The sequence below is a fragment of the Clostridium sp. FP2 genome (genome assembly GCF_011065955.2).
Taxonomy (GTDB): domain Bacteria; phylum Bacillota; class Clostridia; order Clostridiales; family Clostridiaceae; genus Clostridium_AD; species Clostridium_AD tagluense.
The window spans coordinates 1,431,568-1,448,717 of the sequence record NZ_JAAMNI020000001.1; the positions used below are offsets into that span (position 1 = coordinate 1,431,568).

Consider the following 17,150-nt stretch of genomic DNA (forward strand, 5'->3'; position numbering starts at 1 on the left):
TTTTGATATATTTGTCAATGAATATAGATTTTATTTATTAAATAAAATCTTGACTTAATCTTTCAATAACACGGTTTTCACCCATAACTTGCATTACTTCATATAAATCCTGAGTTTGTGTTCTGTTAGTTAAAGCAACTCTAATAACGGTTGCAACATCAGAAATTAAACCTTTATATAATTCGGGATTCTTTTTATAAACTCTTCCGTTTTTTGCATATCCAAGTTTTTCAGAAAGTTCTTTAACACGTGAAAACCAAGTATCCGCATCATCACAATGATTATATATAGATATATAGTCCCTAAGGATTATTTTCACGTCTTCCATTGTTATTTGTTCAGGGAAATTAGTGCCAGCACTAATACTATTTTTATAAAAATCATCGAAGAAATATTCAATATGTTCTTTTACATCTAGCCATTTTACAAAATCTTTTCTTGGCTTTTCATTTTCTCTTTCAATATTAAATATTTGTTTTGCATAATCCTCATGTTTGATAAGTATATCGGAAGTTGCAGTATCGTTTTCTTTAGCCCAAGCAAGGTATAAGTCATAAACTGTACCTGCGCTCATAGTAGCTATAATATTTTTACTCATATCGTTAAGTTTTAAAATATCAAATAGTGCACCGCTTTTGCTCATATTTTCAAGGGAAATAGTAAAACTCGTACAAGGCTCATCTGCATGGTCTGTTCTCCAGTCTTGAAAATTAGAGTTAACCAAGTTTATAAGATACTCAGTTACAGATATAAGAGGATATCCCTCTGCTTTATAAAAATCTACGCGAATTTCAGGGTCTTTTCTTTTACTAAGCTTACGTTTTGATGTTCCGTCCATTTTCATTATGACAGGTATATGAGCATAGTTTGGAGCAGCGCAGCCTAACACTTCAAATAATTGCAAATGTATAGGAAGAGAAGAAAGCCATTCTTCACCACGTATTACATGGGTTGTTCTCATTAAATAATCATCTACAGCATGAGCAAAATGGTAGGTTGGAAGTCCATTGGTTTTAAGTATTACAATATCTTGATCATTTTCTGGCATACTTATACTTCCTTTAATTAAATCATTACAAATTACTCTTTTATTTGGGTCCCCAGGGGATTTAAGTCTTATAACAAAAGGTTTGCCCTTTGATAAATTTTCATTAATTTCATGGAAACTAGCATTTCTGTGGATAGCCCATTTTCCATGATATCCTGTATTGATTTTTTGCTCTTGCTGAATTTCCCTTGTGGCATTTAATTCTTCTTCTGTGCAAAAGCAGGGATAAGCTAAACCTTTTTTTATCAAATCTTTTACGAAGGTATGATATATTTCCATTCTGTCACTTTGTTTATAAGGTCCATAAGCACCTTTTTCACTATTAGAATCCACAACTCCTTCATCAAAATAAATTCCAAAATCGCGTAAGGTGTTAGTGCTATCTTCAATGGCACCAACTACCTCTCTTTTTTTATCAGTGTCTTCTACTCTAAAATAGAATATTCCTTCACTTTGATGAGCCACTCTCTCAGATATAAGCGCCGCGAATACCCCTCCAAGATGCTGAAAACCAGTTGGGCTAGGTGCATATCTTGTAACCATAGCACCTTGTTTAAGGTTTCTTTCTGGGTAGAGATTAGAATAGTATTCTGGAGTTTTGTCAATGCTAGGAAGCAGTAAATCTGCTAATTTTAAACAATCCATTTTAATCATCCTTTCTTGTTAATATTATTTAATCGCAAAAAAAACCTCTCATCCTATACTATATAGGACGAAAGGTAAACTTCCGCGGTACCACCTAAATTGATGTAAAGGCATCTTGCAATACCTAAATCCACTTATTAACAGTATAAATCATACTGTACTTTTATAACGGAAAGCTACCGTTGGACTTACTCAAATGTTTCAGTCCAATGCTCCAGGGCTTCTTTCTGTAGTTTCAAATACCAAATTTCCACCATCATTGGTTCTCTTTAAATTGAAATATACTTACTTTTCTCTTTCATTGCATTTATGTTTAAATTTTATTATTCAATTACAATTATACATTCATTATTTATAATGTCAACATACAAGATTTTATGATGGAGCTTTTTTCATAGAATCCTTTAAAGTGGGCTTTAAGAATTTATATGTAGTTTTGTTAAATACTTGATGTTTGTATTAATATTCTGTATATTTAAATAAGCAAATAATGGTTTTATATTATTTAATTAGTCTGAAAGTAGAATCATAATATGCGAAATGGAGGGTTTATGGAAATTTCAATTAATATAATAAAGGCTGTGAATAATAATAAGTATGTAAATATGAAAGATTACAAAGAACTTGTGCGGAAAGGCCACTCTCTTTAGGTGTGGTATGGATAGCACTACTAAAATATACCATTAGACATGGTTATGTTAGTACGATATAATATACTTAGGTTTTGAAACGAGCCATATACTATCGTTAATGTGTCAATTGTGATGCTTGATAGTGAAATTCTTGAAGAAAATAATTAGTTTTTATATGTTGTAATTTATAGTTTTTATTATAAATGAGAGTATAAAAGAAGTTATTTAGTATTCAAGAACCCCATTCATTTATGTGTGGGAGTTTCAGTTGGACTTATGTGTTAACACATGAAAGAGTAACTTGTGGTCCATATTTTCATTCAAACTAAGGAATAAGTGCACCACGTGGCAAGATGGCGACATACTAGTGAGAATATTTTGCGCTTTTTATGAATTTCATATTGACAATATATTGATAATGTAATAATATATAACATATACAGTGAGTGTACCTAACAAAATGTTAGCGGTACAGGGACTTTCCTACACGTAGATAACTCTACGGAGTCACTTCCAAAGTGATTTCGTGGAGTTTTTTTGTTTTATAATTAAGTAGTAACAATTAACAATTGCTATCTACTTCAGAGAGAATATAGGGGGGATTGAGGTATGAATTTTAGTATTAGACCAGTAAAAATTGAAGATGCAGTATTTATAAATGAGTTGCGCCGCCAGGATGGAGTTCGAGAAAACATAATGGGTATAACTAGTGAAAGAGTTACAAGAACTGAGGGCTTCATAAAGGGACTTACAGATAATGACCATATGCTAGTAGCAGAGGTAGAAGAAGATGGGGTTAAAAGGGTAGTTGGAGTTGCATCTCTGTCAGTAAATAAATCAAATAGAGTAAGACATTCCGCAAGCATTGGATTAATGGTTAGGAAAGAATATCATAGAATGGGAATAGGTAGAGCTCTAATGAACAATTTAATTGATATAGGCGATAATTGGTTGATGCTTATTAGAATTGAATTGGGCGTTTTTACGGATAATGAAAAGGCAATAAATCTATATAAATCTCTAGGGTTTGCAATAGAAGGCACAAAAAAATACGCAATAATCAGAAATGGTAAATATGATGATGAGTATCTAATGGCAAGATATAATATATAGAATTATAGTTAACTTTAATTTCTTTGAAAAGTACAGTTTAAGGGGGAGTATAATGAAAAGTATATTAGAATATTATGAAAACTATGATGAGGAAGTGAGACTTGTTAAGGATAATGCACATAAAATAGAGTTTATTACAACTATGCATTACTTAGATAAGATTGTTAAACCAGGTGCAAGGATTCTAGAAGTTGGTGCAGGAACAGGAAGATATTCATTTTGTCTTGCAGAAAAAGGCCATAGTGTTACTGCGTTAGATATAACGCCAAAGCATATTGAGATTATGAAAGAGAAAGCAAACCATAAAGACTTAGATATAAATATTGTACTTGGAGATGCTAAGAATTTAAGTGGTTTTAAAGATAATAGTTACGATGTAGTTTTATGTCTTGGACCACTTTATCATTTTAGTGTGGAAGAAGAAAAAATACAATGTTTAGATGAATGCTTAAGGGTATTAAAAAGTGGTGGAATTTTAGCAGTTGCTTATATCAATAGATTTTCAACTTTTGTTAATATGATAAATAGAAAAAAAGAAAATATTAATGATGAGGGCTTGAACAATATTGTAAAAACAGGATTAGAATATGGTGATGAAAGAGACTGCTTTTACTATTCCAAATATTATGATATAGAAAATTTAATGGATAGTTTTAATATAACAAAGATTAGTCATATTGGAACTGATGGATTGGTGGGTCTGTTTAGTGATAAATTAAACGAATTTAACGGAGCGGAATTTGAAAAGTGGATGGAATATCACTTAATGACATGTAGTGATAGCAGTTTAATTGGATATAGTCAACATGGATTATATATATGTGAAAAAATATAAGTTTAGAGGTGTACCTGTTAATAATAGGCTACACGAGATATAACAATTGATAATTGTTATGTACTATTAAGGAATACAGGAGGGAAATAACTATGTATACAGGTAAAAAAATCAGATTAAGAGAGTATAAAAAAGAAGATGTGAAACAAGCTCAAAATTTTATAAATGATCCTGAGGTAAAGAGACTCTTACACCCAGGAATTCCTTATTTATTTACCTTTGAAGATGAACAAAAATGGTTTGAAGGGATGTCAGGTACGAAGGAAAAATACAGTTTTGCAATAGAGACATTAGAGGATAACAAATATATAGGTGGTTGCGGGATAAACGATATAGATTGGAAAAACAGCGTGATAGTTGTAGGTATATTCATCGGGGATAAAGATTATTGGAGTAAGGGCTATGGCACTGATGCAATGAAGGTTTTAATTAGGTTTATTTTTGAGCAAATGAATATACACAAAATTAAATTGAACGTATATTCCTTTAATGAACGTGCAATTAGATGCTATGAAAAATGTGGATTTAAACAAGAAGGCAGACTAAGAAAAGAAATATTCAGAGATGGAAAGTATTATGATGAAATTGTTATGGGACTTTTAAGCGAAGAATATTTTTAATAAAAGGGTATTTTTGTTTTGAGGATAATTCATCACAGTAGGTGATGAATTAATAGGCATCAGCAGCAAGACCTAAGGATTAATGAGGAAGTGAGATGATAATAATATGGGAGCCTTAATTCTGCTCAGTGATTTTACTGAAAATGATAACGTGAATTTGAAACGAAAAATGCAAGAAATATTTTTAGATAAGAAATATACAATAAGCTATATACCTTCAATGTCGGATATAAAACTAAAATACTTTGAACAAGCAAAAATGGAATTAAGTAAATATGGGAATTTTCAATTTGATTATTTTGATATCGATGACTTTTGTAATATTGAAAAAATAGAAAAGATATTTGAATCAGAAATAATATATCTATCAGGTGGAAATACCTATTACTTTTTAAATAACTTAAAAAAGAGGTATCTAATAACTAGACTTAGAAAGTATGTTGAGAATGGAGGACATATTATAGGATTAAGTGCAGGGGCAATACTTATGTCAAAAGACATATCCTCCGCAAAATTTGGTGATAAGGATATAGTTGGACTATCGGATTTGTCATCTTTAGCTTTAGTTGATTTTGATTTTATGCCACATTGGAATCAAGATAGTAATTATTTAGAAGATTTAAAAGAACATTCTAAAAATACTGGTAATACAGTTTATGCATGTAATGACGGCGATGGAATCATTGTAATGGATAATAAAGTACACTTTTATGGGGATATAAAAATGATAAAACAGGGTGAAATAATGAAAGCTTACGAAAAAGACCATATAATAATTTAAATAAAGCATTTGAAAAAGAACAGACTAGCCAAGTTGACTAGTCTGTTCTTTTTCAAATGACTTAAACATAGATTTTTTAAATACCTGCAGGAGCAAGTCTAGATTTAATAAGTTTAGCCTTGTTTTTCTTATAAATTTGATGCATTTCTAGTATTTCTAAAGAGGTATAAGTATATTTAATGAATATAGCAGCTGTAATAAAAGATATTACATCAGATATGGGATAGGCAAGCCATGCTCCAAAGACTCCCATGTCTAAACCCACTACAAGCGCATATACTAGTGGAATAAATACTACTATTTGCCTGTAAATAGATAACTTGAAAGATGCTTTAACTCTATTTATAGCTTGGCAATATGAGATTGACAGATAATATATTCCAAGGCAAGGGAATACAGCTATAACCATTCTAAAAGCCTTTGCTGTTCCTACTATAATAGCATTATCACTTATAAATATGCCTATAAGTGATTCTGCAAAAATCATAAATATTGCCCACAATATAGTTGAACTTACAGACACTGCAATTATAGCTGTTTTAACAACTTCTTTTAATCTGGTATAATTTCCAGCACCATAATTATAAGCAGCTATAGGTTGCATAGCTGAGCTTATACCCATTACTGTCATAAATAAAAACATTGAAACCCTTGTAGTTAAACCAACTGTTACAATTGCTAAATCTCCGCCATAGGAGGATAGCAAATTGTTTAATATAGCAGCTACCACTGCATCTGAGATTTCTATTATAAATGTTGAAAACCCAACATATACTATTCCAAGTGATACTGCTTTATTAAGAGTTAGTTTAATAGAAAAATTTAACTCCTTCTTTATTTTCATAAATACAGTTAGAACATATATAAAACCTATTATCTGAGATATTACTGTAGCTATAGCAGCTCCTTTTACTCCATAGGAAAATACGTTTATTAGAAGATAATCTATAATTACATTACAAATTGCTCCAATACAGGTACTAAATAAAACTATTTTAGTGTTACCAAAGGCAGTTATAATATAAGATGCAATTATTGTAAAGGATTGAAATAGCACACCAATTAATATTATACTCACATAATCTTTTGCAAGAGGGAATATCTTTTCCGAAGCACCTAAATTCATTAAAATTTTATCCTGAAAAATAAAAATACTAGTACCAATTATAGATACCATTATAAGCATTAGAACTATAGCATTAGGTATTATAGTTCTAAGATTTTCAAAATCTTCGTCTCCACAGCTTCTTGCCACTGAGGTAGAAGCACCAACAGCTATAAGCATAGATATAGCTAAAAATAATCTTTGAATTGGAAAGGCTATAGTTAAAGCACCAATAGCATCAGCTCCTATTGCTTTACCTAAAAACATAGAATCCACCATGTTGTACATTTCTGCTACCATTAAAGAAATTATTGCTGGTACAGAAAATTTTAACAATAGTTTTCCTATTTTCTCCTCGCCAAATGATCTATTACTTTCTGCCACGTTACCCATTGTCATGAAATTCACGTCTCCTTAAAAATTTTTGTTTCCATAGTATTATTCTACGCTATTAAGAATATATTAGCATTCACAGGGTTGCTAGATAAGAAGTACAAAATTGCTAACATGTAACTTTCTATAATACCTAAATAACAAAAAAACACCTTAAAATAGGTGTTTTTGTACTTTTTGAAGAACTATTAGTGTGGAACCATAGCCTTCTATCTTTATTATATTATTATAAACTGCTGTTTTTTTAGCATAGGATAGAGAAACGTTAGGAGTGGAAATCTTAGTTAAAATTTTCCATTCGTCATAACCAAGCCTTTTTGGCTTACCCATACGTAACCAGATATCATAAGCTGACCCGAAATTTTCACCAATTTCATATTTAATAACTTTATAGTCATTAACTAAATTTTTAATGGATAAGGATATCTTCCTCTCAGTAATATTTTTACTACCCTTACCTTTGGACAAATCTTCCAACTTGATTAGACTATTAAGTTCATCACTGTAACTGTAAAGTAGGACCTGGATATCCTCATCTTGCCTTGTGATAATGTATCCATCACCCTGGTCTATAACTTCGTTTCCTAATTTCGATAATAAATAGTAAGCATAGTAGGAAACTTTTCTTATTCCATTTAAAGTAAGGAGACCTGGTGAACCAAAAAATAATTCATTATTTAAAATTGAATTTTCATCTACAGTATCAAAAGCTTTTAGAGTAAGTAAGCTATTATTATTGTTGGTAATAAAATTATGAATAATGTATGGAAGCATGTAGGAGGAATCATAAATAGTATTTATAGTTTCTGGAACATTAAAAGGATCTTCTATTAGATTCTGCAATTCATATTTTTCGAAAATTTCCCTTGTAATATCTATGTACTCTACAGATAAATCACTTGATGCTTGGAATTTCCATAGTTTAACTACCTCAATGCCATATATATCAGCAAAATACATTATAAAGCTTTCTAAGAGTTTTATAAAAGAGCTTTTATCTTCAAAAGTTTGATTCAAAATTATTAAGGGAACCAGGGATATATCCATTAAAAATTCTAATAGTTTTTCAACTTCATTCCAATTTAAAAATTTTACATTTTCATTAAAATATACTTTCATCCCTTTTCCAAATAAGTTCTGAACTATACCATTTTCAAAGCCTATAGCTTCTTGAATAGATCTCAGATATCCTTGTTCCCCTGCTTTAACAAGTTCCTCTGCTTGCCCCAAATTTATTTTTTCCTTCCATCTATGTTCTAGGGTTGTACTTGGTAGCAGAGAGTCCGTTTGGATTTTTATAATTTTGTTAGTATAGTTGAATCTATCATAATCTTCTAAATAATAAGCTATATATTTCAGTGTTTGAGATAAATCATGTGTATCCATTTTTTTGAAACTATCAAATTCTTCCTCTGGTACATGATATTTTTTTCTGAATTGTAGTGGAGTACAATTATAATGATCTTTAAAGCTCTTATTGTAATATCTAGCATGAGAAAAACCAACATCCAGAGAAATATCTGAGATAGTTTTATCTGTATCTAATAGTAATTTAATAGATTCATCAACCCGTACAATATTTACGAGTTCACCAAAATTTGTTCCAGCCATTTCTTTTATTTGATGAGATAAATAATAAGAACTTAAATATTCTTGGCTTGCTATATCCTGTAAACTAATTTTATTCATATAGTTATTATAGATGTACTTTCTAATCCTATGATACCTTTGAAATTGTATTACATTTTCTTTTAAGTCTTTTTCATCATAATTAAGATAGTGAAATTTGTTTATTAAATGGAATAATAACTTTACTAAAACAGCCTCTATTTGATCATCAAAGTTTTCACTTTTTTGTATTATTTCGCAAGCTAGAATAGATAAGTATTTCCTAAGAACATCATACTTTGCTTCTTGTTGTGCGCCTTCTTCACTAGAGTTTGTATAAAAATAAATATTTTTCATATCATCATAATACTTTTCGAAAAATAAAGGGTCCAGGTGAAAAATTAAAACCTTATTATTTACATCTGAATAAATTCTATGGGCTTCATCACAATTTACAATCTCAATTTCACGCTCGTATACTTCATAATTTCCTGACTCTATAAGTACATTAACGCTGCCCTCAAGTACAAAAATTATTTCTATAGAATTATGCCAATGTATTGGATAGTCCGTTACACTTTCTAGAGAGATGTTTAAAGGTAAATCATTTGTATAACTTATATATTCTTTTCTCATTTAATCTCCTTTAGTGCCTTTGGTGCCACCCACGTGGCAAGTGGCAAGTTTGATATATATATATTATACATCATGGATTAAAAAGTGCCACCCATATTGTAAGTGGAAAGTTTGAAGTAAAAATTTTAAATAGTGAGGGTTAACAATTTCTTTTAAAATTGTTAACCCTCACTGACTTTTTTAATTAAGAGCTGGTAAGTCTTTTACGTATTCATAAAAATCTTCGTATTCACCTGAATAGTCAGTTATTATTTCTTCACCAGTCCTATGTAGTAAATTATTTGTTATTAAATATGTCTTTAGTCCAAGTTTTTTAGCTATTAAGTCTTCTTGAACATCATTTCCTACCATTAAACAGTCATAAGGCTTTTTTTCTATATCTTTTAAGATCTCTTCATAATACTTTAATTGTGGCTTGCAATAATGATTTTTCTCAAAGGTTGAGACATATGAAAAATCTTCTGGCTGAAAACCTGCCCAATGTATTCTATGATGAATAGCTTTTTCAGGAAATAGGGGATTAGTGGCAAGTGCAACAGTATAACCCTTTGATTTTAATATTTTAACACTTTCTTTTATACACTGAATATCTTGTGCATATTCTTTGATTTTTAAAAAACTTGTATCATAAAAATCATCAAATCGTTTTTGCAGCGCTGGAAGCTCCATATTCATTCTAGTAGTAAAGTCAGCCATGAATATTTCTTCATTAGTTTTATATTCTGTGTTTTCTACCATGATTTTGGTAGAACTCCATATATTCTTAGCTAGTTCACTAGGTGATATTATATCAGCAAAATTCTTTGAAAGCTCTTCAAAATATAGTTTTTCAAATAGAATCATGTCTATAGGAAGTAAGGTACCATCTAGATCAAATAATATTGTATTCATTTATTTACACCCCTTAAATTTAAATAATTATTAATTTTTTATATTATAGGCAATAAAGAAATATTATGTTTAATTTCGAATTTTGTCAATGAAAAATATCGGTATCATTATAGTAACTATATGTTAAAAAAGTGTGTACTTGCATTGAATGATTATAGTGGTAAAATTAAAGTTGTACAATAAAAATTGTAATAAAGGGAGAGGATGCCCTTTGTTTAAAAATAAAAGGAGAGATTATTAATGAAAAATTTTAATTATTCAATTCCAACTAAGGTGTTTTTCGGTAAAGACAAAATAAATGTACTTGCTAGGGAAATAAAAAACTACGGTTCTAAGGTATTGCTTGTTTACGGAGGCGGTAGCATAAAGAAAAGTGGATTACATGACAAAATTACTGGAATATTAAAAGCTAATAATATTAGTTTTTGGGAACTTGCAGGAGTAGAACCAAACCCAAGAGTAACCAGCGTAAGAAAAGGCGCTCAGCTTTGCCGTGATAATAAAATAGACCTTATACTTGCAGTAGGCGGCGGAAGCTCTATTGACTGTGCAAAGGTTATAGCAGCAGCTTACTACTATGAAGGAGATGCATGGGATATAGTGCTGGATCCAAGTAAAATTAAAAAGGTGCTTCCACTTGCTACTATATTAACACTAGCGGCCACTGGTTCGGAAATGAATGCAGGAGCTGTAATTACAAACTTTGAAACAAAGGAAAAATTAGCTACAGGACATGAAGATATGGCACCTAAGTTCTCTATATTAGATCCTACTTATACCTTCACATTGCCTGTAAAACAAACAGCAGCAGGTACTGCAGATATAACTAGTCATATTTTTGAGGTATATTTTAGCAGTACAAAAGAAGCATTTTTGCAAAATAGAATGGCTGAGGGAATGCTTAAAACTTGTATAAAATATGGTCCAATAGCTCTAAAAGATCCAGAAAATTATGAAGCAAGATCTAATTTAATGTGGACTTCAAGTCTAGCAATAAATGGACTTATAAGCTACGGTAAAGAAACAGAGTGGAGTGTTCATGCAATGGAACATGAATTAAGTGCATACTATGATATTACTCATGGAGTGGGTCTTGCAATTTTAACACCACACTGGATGAAATACATTTTAAATGATGCAACTTTAGATAAATTTGTTGAATATGGAGTAAATGTTTGGAATATTGACGAAAATGGAGAAAAATATGCAATAGCTAACGCAGCAATTGAAAAAACAAGAGAATACTATAATTCCTTAGGAATTCCTTCTTCATTAAAGGAAGTTGGCATCAATGAAGAAAAATTAGAGGAAATGGCAAAGCAATCTATAAGAAGAGGTAAACTAGGAAATTTCAGAGTTTTAGAAGCAGAAGATGTGCTTAGTATATTTAGAGCAGCATTATAATATACTGCATATGAAAAAATAGACTAGTATAATGACTAGTGATTTTTGGGAAATACCAAAGTATAAAAAGCTCCAAAATCTTAGAAGTATTAAGATTTTGGAGTTTTTATATTTTTAACGATGGGTTGGTCTAATAAGTATGCTCGTTTATTAAAAGGTTTCACACCATCTTCTTCATCAAATTTTAAATATTTGTTGCCTGTGGCTATCCTTGCCTTTTCTGTTTCTGATTTAAGAAGGTAAAGCTCCTCATAGAACATAATCCCTCTGTTAGAGATATAATCTATCTGTTATTGATAATAATATGCTTGGATTATGTTATTATAGTTAGGGGCGTTTTAAAAGTCCTTAAATTATAGGAAGAAAAGAATAGAAGTTAATGGTCAAGATGATATATTTAAGAAATTTGGAAAAGTTTTTAGTAAATTGTCCGCCTAAAGCTCCTTTCAAAATAATTAGTCAGAATGATAGGTATTTGATACAGGAGACTAATTATAATAATTTTACGAAAATCAAAAGGAGAAAATTAAAATGAAAGATTATGACAAAATATTAGATAGTTCATCTGATACACCCGCAAATGAGATTAAAAAAGCATATTTTCAAATGGCAAGAAGGTATCTACCAGATAGATATCCAAATGAATTTATGGAAATAGGAAGGGCATATGAAACCTTAAGTAATGAAAAAACTAAAAAAGAATATGACATGCTTGCATCAATGTCAAACATGACTCACATAGACCTTGAGCGTGCTAAGAAATTTTTAGAAGAAAATGAGATATCAAAAGCTATAAGTATTTTAGAAGATATTTTGATTAGGCAGCCAGAGCTTTTAATACCTAAAAGTTTACTGGGTGAAGTATATATAACCAATGGTAACAGCGGGAAGGCAGTCAAAATATATGAGGATCTTGTAAAAAAGGAACCTGATAATGCTGGATTTAGAGGGCATTTGGCTTATGCTTATATTCAAAGAAAGTATAATAAAAAAGCTATTAAAGCTTTTGAAAGTGCAATAAAACAAGATGATGAGAATATTTCATTATGGTTTGGACTTAGTGAAGCATATATCCAAAGTGATTTACCTAGGGAGGCTAAGAAGACTTTAAACAAGACTATAGAAATAGGTTCTTCAAAAGAAATGGATATTACTAGTCTTTATTTTAAAATTATATTTATAGATGTGGAAACAGATTCACAGGAAGAGATGATGGAGGATTTAGACAAGCTTATAAATGTTGCTATGCAAAAGGATGAACTTAGAGAAAATGTGGCATGGGATCTTGTTGAAGTGTCTAAATTGATTATAGGTAGTGGACTGACTACTGAGGCTATAGTTGTGGCTGAGACAGCCTTAAGATTAAGACCGGGAGACAAAAGTATTCTAACATTAAAAGATGAATTTAGTGAATTTGAAAAAATTCAAGTGCCCTTTGAGGCGTTTTCAGAAGATGACAGATTTCATGAGGATATTGTAACCCTTATAGCAATGGAAGTTGTTCCTATAGATGCAATGGATATGAAAAAGGAAGAGCATAAGGATTATAAGACTATGATTGAGACGTCATTGTTAATTGAGTGTGAAAAATATGTAAGTGATATAAAAAGAATAAAAAAATATTATCCAGAGCTTTATAAAGTGAAAGAGGGATTTTTTGAAGCTATTTTGAATAGTGAAAATTCACAGAAATTGCTAGAAAAACATGAAAAAGAATTTAATAAAATGGGTTTTTCAAATGAAATGATAGATCAGTATGATTTAGATGTGGATAGTTTTGATGAAGAGATAGAAGAACCCTTTGTTAGAGAAGAAGAGAAAACAGGAAGAAATGACCCATGTCCCTGTGGAAGTGGGAAAAAATATAAAAAATGTTGTGGTAAGAATATATAATTCTTTCCCTTGATTCAACTATATAATGTATGCAAAAATATACATGTAACAAAATAGAAAAACTTGGGGGAAAATAAATGATAGAAGTAACTACTCAAAGACTAAAAATTATACCATTAGATATTGAAAATTATAGATTATATATAGAAAATTCTAATGAAATGGAAGAAAATTTAGGCTTGAAAATAACTAACAAGATATGGGATGAAAATATTAAAGGTGCTTTTCAATATAGATTTAAAAAGGTTTCTGAAAATAAGGAGCGATATTTGTGGGAAACCTTATGGATTGTCATATGCAAAGAGGAAAATCGTGAGATAGCAAGTCTTATGATAAAAGGTTATCCCAATGAAAAGGGTGAGGTCATAATAGGTTACGGTACAAATGAAACTTTCCAAAACAAAGGATATATGACTGAAGCCGTAGAAGGATTAATAAAATGGATATTTACAAATCCCAAAGCCTTATCAATTGTAGCGGATACTGAAAAAACTAATATTGCATCTCATAGAGTATTAGAGAAAAATGGATTTATTAAATATAAGGAAAGTGTTAAAACATCAGATGAGGGAGAAGTAGAGGAACTAGTATGGTGGAGGCTTGTTAAATAAAAATTTTGTGAAAGATTAGTTAAGATGAACTAATAAAAATGGGGGCATTTCATATACCTTAACGATAGATAAAACCATGTAGGTACTTGTACCTTATGGTTTTTTGTTTTGAAAAATAAATTATAGAATATTGAATTATATGTTTACTTTTCCATAATATGATGTTAAAATTATTTTAACGTTAAAATAATTTTGACGTTAAAAAATTTTAGAGGGGGTATTATAAATGGAAACTGTAGTAACAAATAAAAAAAATGGAATTAAGGAGTTACTTCCTCATAAAAGTTATGTAACTTTAGTCTTTGCAAATATTATATCTCGTTTTGGTGATTCATTGGATTCTATTGCTTTTGGATGGATGGTTTACATTTTAACAGGTTCAAAACTTTTACTAGGTACACTTTTAGCTGTAAATGCAGTTCCCAATATTCTATTTAGTGTTTTTGCAGGAGTATTAGTAGACAGATTAAAGAAAAAATCTGTACTAATAGTAGGATATATAGGAAGAGGCATTATGGTATCTATAGTAGCTTTTTTATTTATGACAAAATCATTAAGACCGTGGCATTTATTTATATTCACATTTATAAGCTCAACATTCGAGAGCTTTACATCACCTGCACAAAGCTCTATATTACCCCTACTTTTACCTAAAGAACTTTTTTTAGCAGCTAACGCTATATCTACATCTGCATATAAATTTGCTGAACTTATTGGACTCGGTGCAGCTACGGCTATTATTACCGTTTTTGGAATTTCTGGTGCATTCTTTATTGATGGAGCAACTTTTTTTATAGCTGCTATTCTCATACTTTTTATTAAAGTGAAAAATGATATAAGCAGTATTGTTAAATTAACTTTAAACTCTTATTTTGCTGAACTTAAAGAAGGGTTTTCATTTATCAAAAACAATAAATTATTACGTACTATTATAATATTATTTGCACTAATAAACTTATGTCTTTCCCCTGTAGGTGTTATGTTACCAGCATTTGTTAAAGAGAACTTGAAAAGTGGTGTCGAGATGCAAAGTGTTCTAGGAATTTCATTAACAGTAGGAATGATACTGGGAGGATTTTTAGTAGCACAAATTGGTTCCCATTTTAAAATATCAACTCTTATTATATTAGGTTTCTTTTCCCTTGGTATAAATTATGCTTTACTTTATATACCAGGGAATGTTATCACTAATACTAATATATCTTGCATTTTAGCAAGTGTATTATTTGGATTAATCGGATTGGCAGTACCGGTCATTTCAAGCCCGGTATCCACCTATTTCTTAAATGTAACTCCAAGAGAAATATTAGGTCGTGTATCTGCTGTAGTAGGTATGGTATCTATGTGTGCTCTTCCATTGGGAAGTGCTACTTCTGGAGTTGTAAGTGAATATATTTCAATATCAGTTTTATTTGCAGCAATGGGAATAATAATAATTTTAATATCTTTATTACTTGTTTTTAATAAAAAATTTCGTGAAGCAACTGAGTAAAGGAGTAAGGGTATAGATTGCTAAAGTGATGATTTCTCCCCTAAGGTATCTTCAAAAATTAGTCAGTATGAAATTTTTGAAGATACTTAATTGTTTTTTTATATATGATTCACCTAAAAATAAGTTATAATAGGATTAGAGGTGATATACAATGGATGAATCAAAAATATTATCAACCATAGAACAGGTAAAGGCAATATCTGACCCTTACAAATTTAGAATTCTAAAAACTTTTCAAGCTATAAATGAACCTGCTACTGTAAAACAGGTAGCAGACTATTTAAATGAAGTTCCGGCAAAAGTATATTATCACGTGAAAAAAATGGAGAAGTTAGGCATACTACAACTTATATTTACTAAAGAGATAAATGGTATAATTGCTAAATATTACGAACCCACAGCATCACATTTTGAAGTGAAATGTGATGATAACATAGATGATGCCTATAAAGCTGTAATGTTAGGTGAGACACAAATAATGATTGCTGAAATTTACAATAATAGCAAGAATATTTTTTTAGAAGACATAAGTCTTAGTGAAAAAAATGATAAAAAACCCGAAAGTAAATTAACTATGGCAGATTTATATCTTACAGAGAATCAGTCAAAAGAGTTTTCTAAATACATAGAAGATTTTATCTTAGAACATGGGATTAAGGACAAAAATGCTACTGATGTAAATAAATATCATTGTTTTATGAGTTTTATAAAATTAAGTGATGATAGTAATATTAAGCCTAAATAACCCTATTTGGGTACATACTCCAAAAGCCAATATCCTTAAACCCTAATCTTCTATAAATAGCTCCCGCTTTAGGGTTTCTATAAAATAAACATAGTGTTTTGCCTTGTGCTATCATATCATCACATAACATTTTTATACAAGCAGAGGCAAATCCCTTCCCTCTATAATCTCTATCTGTCATTACACTCAAAACCATTGCAGATATGCTATTTTCTGCTGAAGTTTGGGCATATGAAACTATTTTACCATCACATTCTATAAAATATACGTGGGTTGTACCTGATTTAATATTATTTATAAGAATTTCTTTGAATTTTTTATTTCCATTACTAAATTCTTTGATTGTATTTTTTAGTCTTACTATTTTAGCTATATCATCTAAAGTAGCTATTTTAACTTCCAAAGTTTCTTCTATTACGAAATCCGAATTTATGTCATTTAATACTGCAAAATGATGTTGTTCTGGCTGATCAAGTTGGAGTGATGTTCCTTCAAATTTCAAGATAACCTCAGTTTTTTCAACCAACATGCTAAAATCTTTATTATTAATTAACTCCACATACCCTTGTAAATCATAATCACCTTTTGAATAAACCATAAATGCGTTAAAATATCGCACAAGTACTGACTCTAATTCTCCCCCAAAATTTAAATTTTCTAAATTGTACATATTCTTTTCAATTCGTTTATTCCAGCTT

15 protein-coding genes and 1 other annotated feature are annotated in these 17,150 nt (G+C 30.1%); of the genes, 9 read left to right on the plus strand and 6 right to left on the minus strand.

Features of this window, described 5'->3' with window-relative positions:
- Nucleotides 1-37 precede the first annotated feature (37 nt).
- The gene (gltX, locus tag G9F71_RS06645; RefSeq protein WP_164951240.1) at nucleotides 38-1,693 is read right to left on the minus strand and encodes a glutamate--tRNA ligase; all 1,656 of its coding nucleotides are present in this window, start codon (nucleotides 1,691-1,693) and stop codon (nucleotides 38-40) included.
- 60 nt (nucleotides 1,694-1,753) lie between these two features.
- Nucleotides 1,754-2,004 (minus strand) — a binding site (T-box leader).
- Between the two features lie 930 nt (nucleotides 2,005-2,934).
- On the opposite strand from gltX, the gene G9F71_RS06650 reads away from it, so the two are divergent.
- From G9F71_RS06650 to G9F71_RS06665, 4 genes are all read left to right on the plus strand, one after another.
- Nucleotides 2,935-3,438, plus strand: a complete 504-nt coding sequence (locus G9F71_RS06650; protein ID WP_164951241.1) for a GNAT family N-acetyltransferase — start codon at nucleotides 2,935-2,937, stop codon at nucleotides 3,436-3,438.
- Between the two features lie 52 nt (nucleotides 3,439-3,490).
- Nucleotides 3,491-4,273, plus strand: a complete 783-nt coding sequence (locus G9F71_RS06655; RefSeq protein ID WP_164951242.1) for a class I SAM-dependent methyltransferase — start codon at nucleotides 3,491-3,493, stop codon at nucleotides 4,271-4,273.
- 92 nt (nucleotides 4,274-4,365) lie between these two features.
- On the plus strand, nucleotides 4,366-4,893 hold the full coding sequence (locus G9F71_RS06660; protein ID WP_164951243.1) for a GNAT family N-acetyltransferase: 528 nt from the start codon (nucleotides 4,366-4,368) through the stop codon (nucleotides 4,891-4,893).
- A 106-nt stretch (nucleotides 4,894-4,999) separates the two neighbouring features.
- Nucleotides 5,000-5,674: a Type 1 glutamine amidotransferase-like domain-containing protein gene (locus G9F71_RS06665; RefSeq protein WP_164951244.1), complete on the plus strand. Its 675-nt coding sequence runs from the start codon at nucleotides 5,000-5,002 to the stop codon at nucleotides 5,672-5,674.
- 76 nt (nucleotides 5,675-5,750) lie between these two features.
- Here the strand turns inward: G9F71_RS06665 and G9F71_RS06670 are convergent, their stop codons facing one another.
- The 3 genes from G9F71_RS06670 to G9F71_RS06680 all read right to left on the minus strand — a co-directional run bounded on the left by G9F71_RS06670 (nucleotide 5,751) and on the right by G9F71_RS06680 (nucleotide 10,307).
- Entirely contained in the window at nucleotides 5,751-7,178 is a 1,428-nt protein-coding gene (locus G9F71_RS06670; RefSeq protein ID WP_224626233.1) for an MATE family efflux transporter, read from the minus strand.
- Nucleotides 7,179-7,325: 147 nt separating this feature from the next.
- Entirely contained in the window at nucleotides 7,326-9,416 is a 2,091-nt protein-coding gene (locus G9F71_RS06675) for a helix-turn-helix domain-containing protein (protein WP_164951245.1), read from the minus strand.
- Between the two features lie 180 nt (nucleotides 9,417-9,596).
- The gene (locus tag G9F71_RS06680) at nucleotides 9,597-10,307 is read right to left on the minus strand and encodes an HAD family hydrolase (RefSeq protein ID WP_164951246.1); all 711 of its coding nucleotides are present in this window, start codon (nucleotides 10,305-10,307) and stop codon (nucleotides 9,597-9,599) included.
- Nucleotides 10,308-10,547: 240 nt separating this feature from the next.
- Between G9F71_RS06680 and G9F71_RS06685 the strand changes: the two genes are divergently transcribed.
- Nucleotides 10,548-11,711, plus strand: coding sequence for an iron-containing alcohol dehydrogenase (locus tag G9F71_RS06685; protein WP_164951247.1), 1,164 nt, complete (start codon nucleotides 10,548-10,550; stop codon nucleotides 11,709-11,711).
- Nucleotides 11,712-11,800: 89 nt separating this feature from the next.
- Here G9F71_RS06685 and G9F71_RS06690 read toward each other — a convergent pair whose 3' ends face one another.
- Nucleotides 11,801-11,971, minus strand: coding sequence for a hypothetical protein (locus G9F71_RS06690; RefSeq protein ID WP_164951248.1), 171 nt, complete (start codon nucleotides 11,969-11,971; stop codon nucleotides 11,801-11,803).
- Between the two features lie 271 nt (nucleotides 11,972-12,242).
- On the opposite strand from G9F71_RS06690, the gene G9F71_RS27560 reads away from it, so the two are divergent.
- The 4 genes from G9F71_RS27560 (at nucleotide 12,243) to G9F71_RS06715 (ending at nucleotide 16,452) form a co-directional block, all read left to right on the plus strand.
- Nucleotides 12,243-13,604: a tetratricopeptide repeat protein gene (locus tag G9F71_RS27560; protein WP_164951249.1), complete on the plus strand. Its 1,362-nt coding sequence runs from the start codon at nucleotides 12,243-12,245 to the stop codon at nucleotides 13,602-13,604.
- Nucleotides 13,605-13,681: 77 nt separating this feature from the next.
- Nucleotides 13,682-14,215, plus strand: a complete 534-nt coding sequence (locus G9F71_RS06705; RefSeq protein ID WP_164951250.1) for a GNAT family N-acetyltransferase — start codon at nucleotides 13,682-13,684, stop codon at nucleotides 14,213-14,215.
- 226 nt (nucleotides 14,216-14,441) lie between these two features.
- Complete coding sequence (locus G9F71_RS06710) at nucleotides 14,442-15,707, plus strand: MFS transporter (protein WP_164951251.1); 1,266 nt, start codon at nucleotides 14,442-14,444, stop codon at nucleotides 15,705-15,707.
- 151 nt (nucleotides 15,708-15,858) lie between these two features.
- Entirely contained in the window at nucleotides 15,859-16,452 is a 594-nt protein-coding gene (locus tag G9F71_RS06715) for an ArsR/SmtB family transcription factor (protein ID WP_164951252.1), read from the plus strand.
- Here G9F71_RS06715 and G9F71_RS06720 read toward each other — a convergent pair.
- Nucleotides 16,445-17,122, minus strand: coding sequence for a GNAT family N-acetyltransferase (locus tag G9F71_RS06720; protein WP_164951253.1), 678 nt, complete (start codon nucleotides 17,120-17,122; stop codon nucleotides 16,445-16,447). The genes G9F71_RS06715 and G9F71_RS06720 overlap by 8 nt on opposite strands.
- Nucleotides 17,123-17,150 lie beyond the last annotated feature (28 nt).

Coding starts and splice junctions, on each gene's coding strand:
- gltX (WP_164951240.1), bottom strand. CDS start 1,693: ATGGATTGTTTAAAATTAGCAGATTTACTGCTTCCTAGCATTGACAAA.
- G9F71_RS06650 (WP_164951241.1), top strand. CDS start 2,935: ATGAATTTTAGTATTAGACCAGTAAAAATTGAAGATGCAGTATTTATA.
- G9F71_RS06655 (WP_164951242.1), top strand. CDS start 3,491: ATGAAAAGTATATTAGAATATTATGAAAACTATGATGAGGAAGTGAGA.
- G9F71_RS06660 (WP_164951243.1), top strand. CDS start 4,366: ATGTATACAGGTAAAAAAATCAGATTAAGAGAGTATAAAAAAGAAGAT.
- G9F71_RS06665 (WP_164951244.1), top strand. CDS start 5,000: ATGGGAGCCTTAATTCTGCTCAGTGATTTTACTGAAAATGATAACGTG.
- G9F71_RS06670 (WP_224626233.1), bottom strand. CDS start 7,178: ATGACAATGGGTAACGTGGCAGAAAGTAATAGATCATTTGGCGAGGAG.
- G9F71_RS06675 (WP_164951245.1), bottom strand. CDS start 9,416: ATGAGAAAAGAATATATAAGTTATACAAATGATTTACCTTTAAACATC.
- G9F71_RS06680 (WP_164951246.1), bottom strand. CDS start 10,307: ATGAATACAATATTATTTGATCTAGATGGTACCTTACTTCCTATAGAC.
- G9F71_RS06685 (WP_164951247.1), top strand. CDS start 10,548: ATGAAAAATTTTAATTATTCAATTCCAACTAAGGTGTTTTTCGGTAAA.
- G9F71_RS06690 (WP_164951248.1), bottom strand. CDS start 11,971: ATGTTCTATGAGGAGCTTTACCTTCTTAAATCAGAAACAGAAAAGGCA.
- G9F71_RS27560 (WP_164951249.1), top strand. CDS start 12,243: ATGAAAGATTATGACAAAATATTAGATAGTTCATCTGATACACCCGCA.
- G9F71_RS06705 (WP_164951250.1), top strand. CDS start 13,682: ATGATAGAAGTAACTACTCAAAGACTAAAAATTATACCATTAGATATT.
- G9F71_RS06710 (WP_164951251.1), top strand. CDS start 14,442: ATGGAAACTGTAGTAACAAATAAAAAAAATGGAATTAAGGAGTTACTT.
- G9F71_RS06715 (WP_164951252.1), top strand. CDS start 15,859: ATGGATGAATCAAAAATATTATCAACCATAGAACAGGTAAAGGCAATA.
- G9F71_RS06720 (WP_164951253.1), bottom strand. CDS start 17,122: ATGTACAATTTAGAAAATTTAAATTTTGGGGGAGAATTAGAGTCAGTA.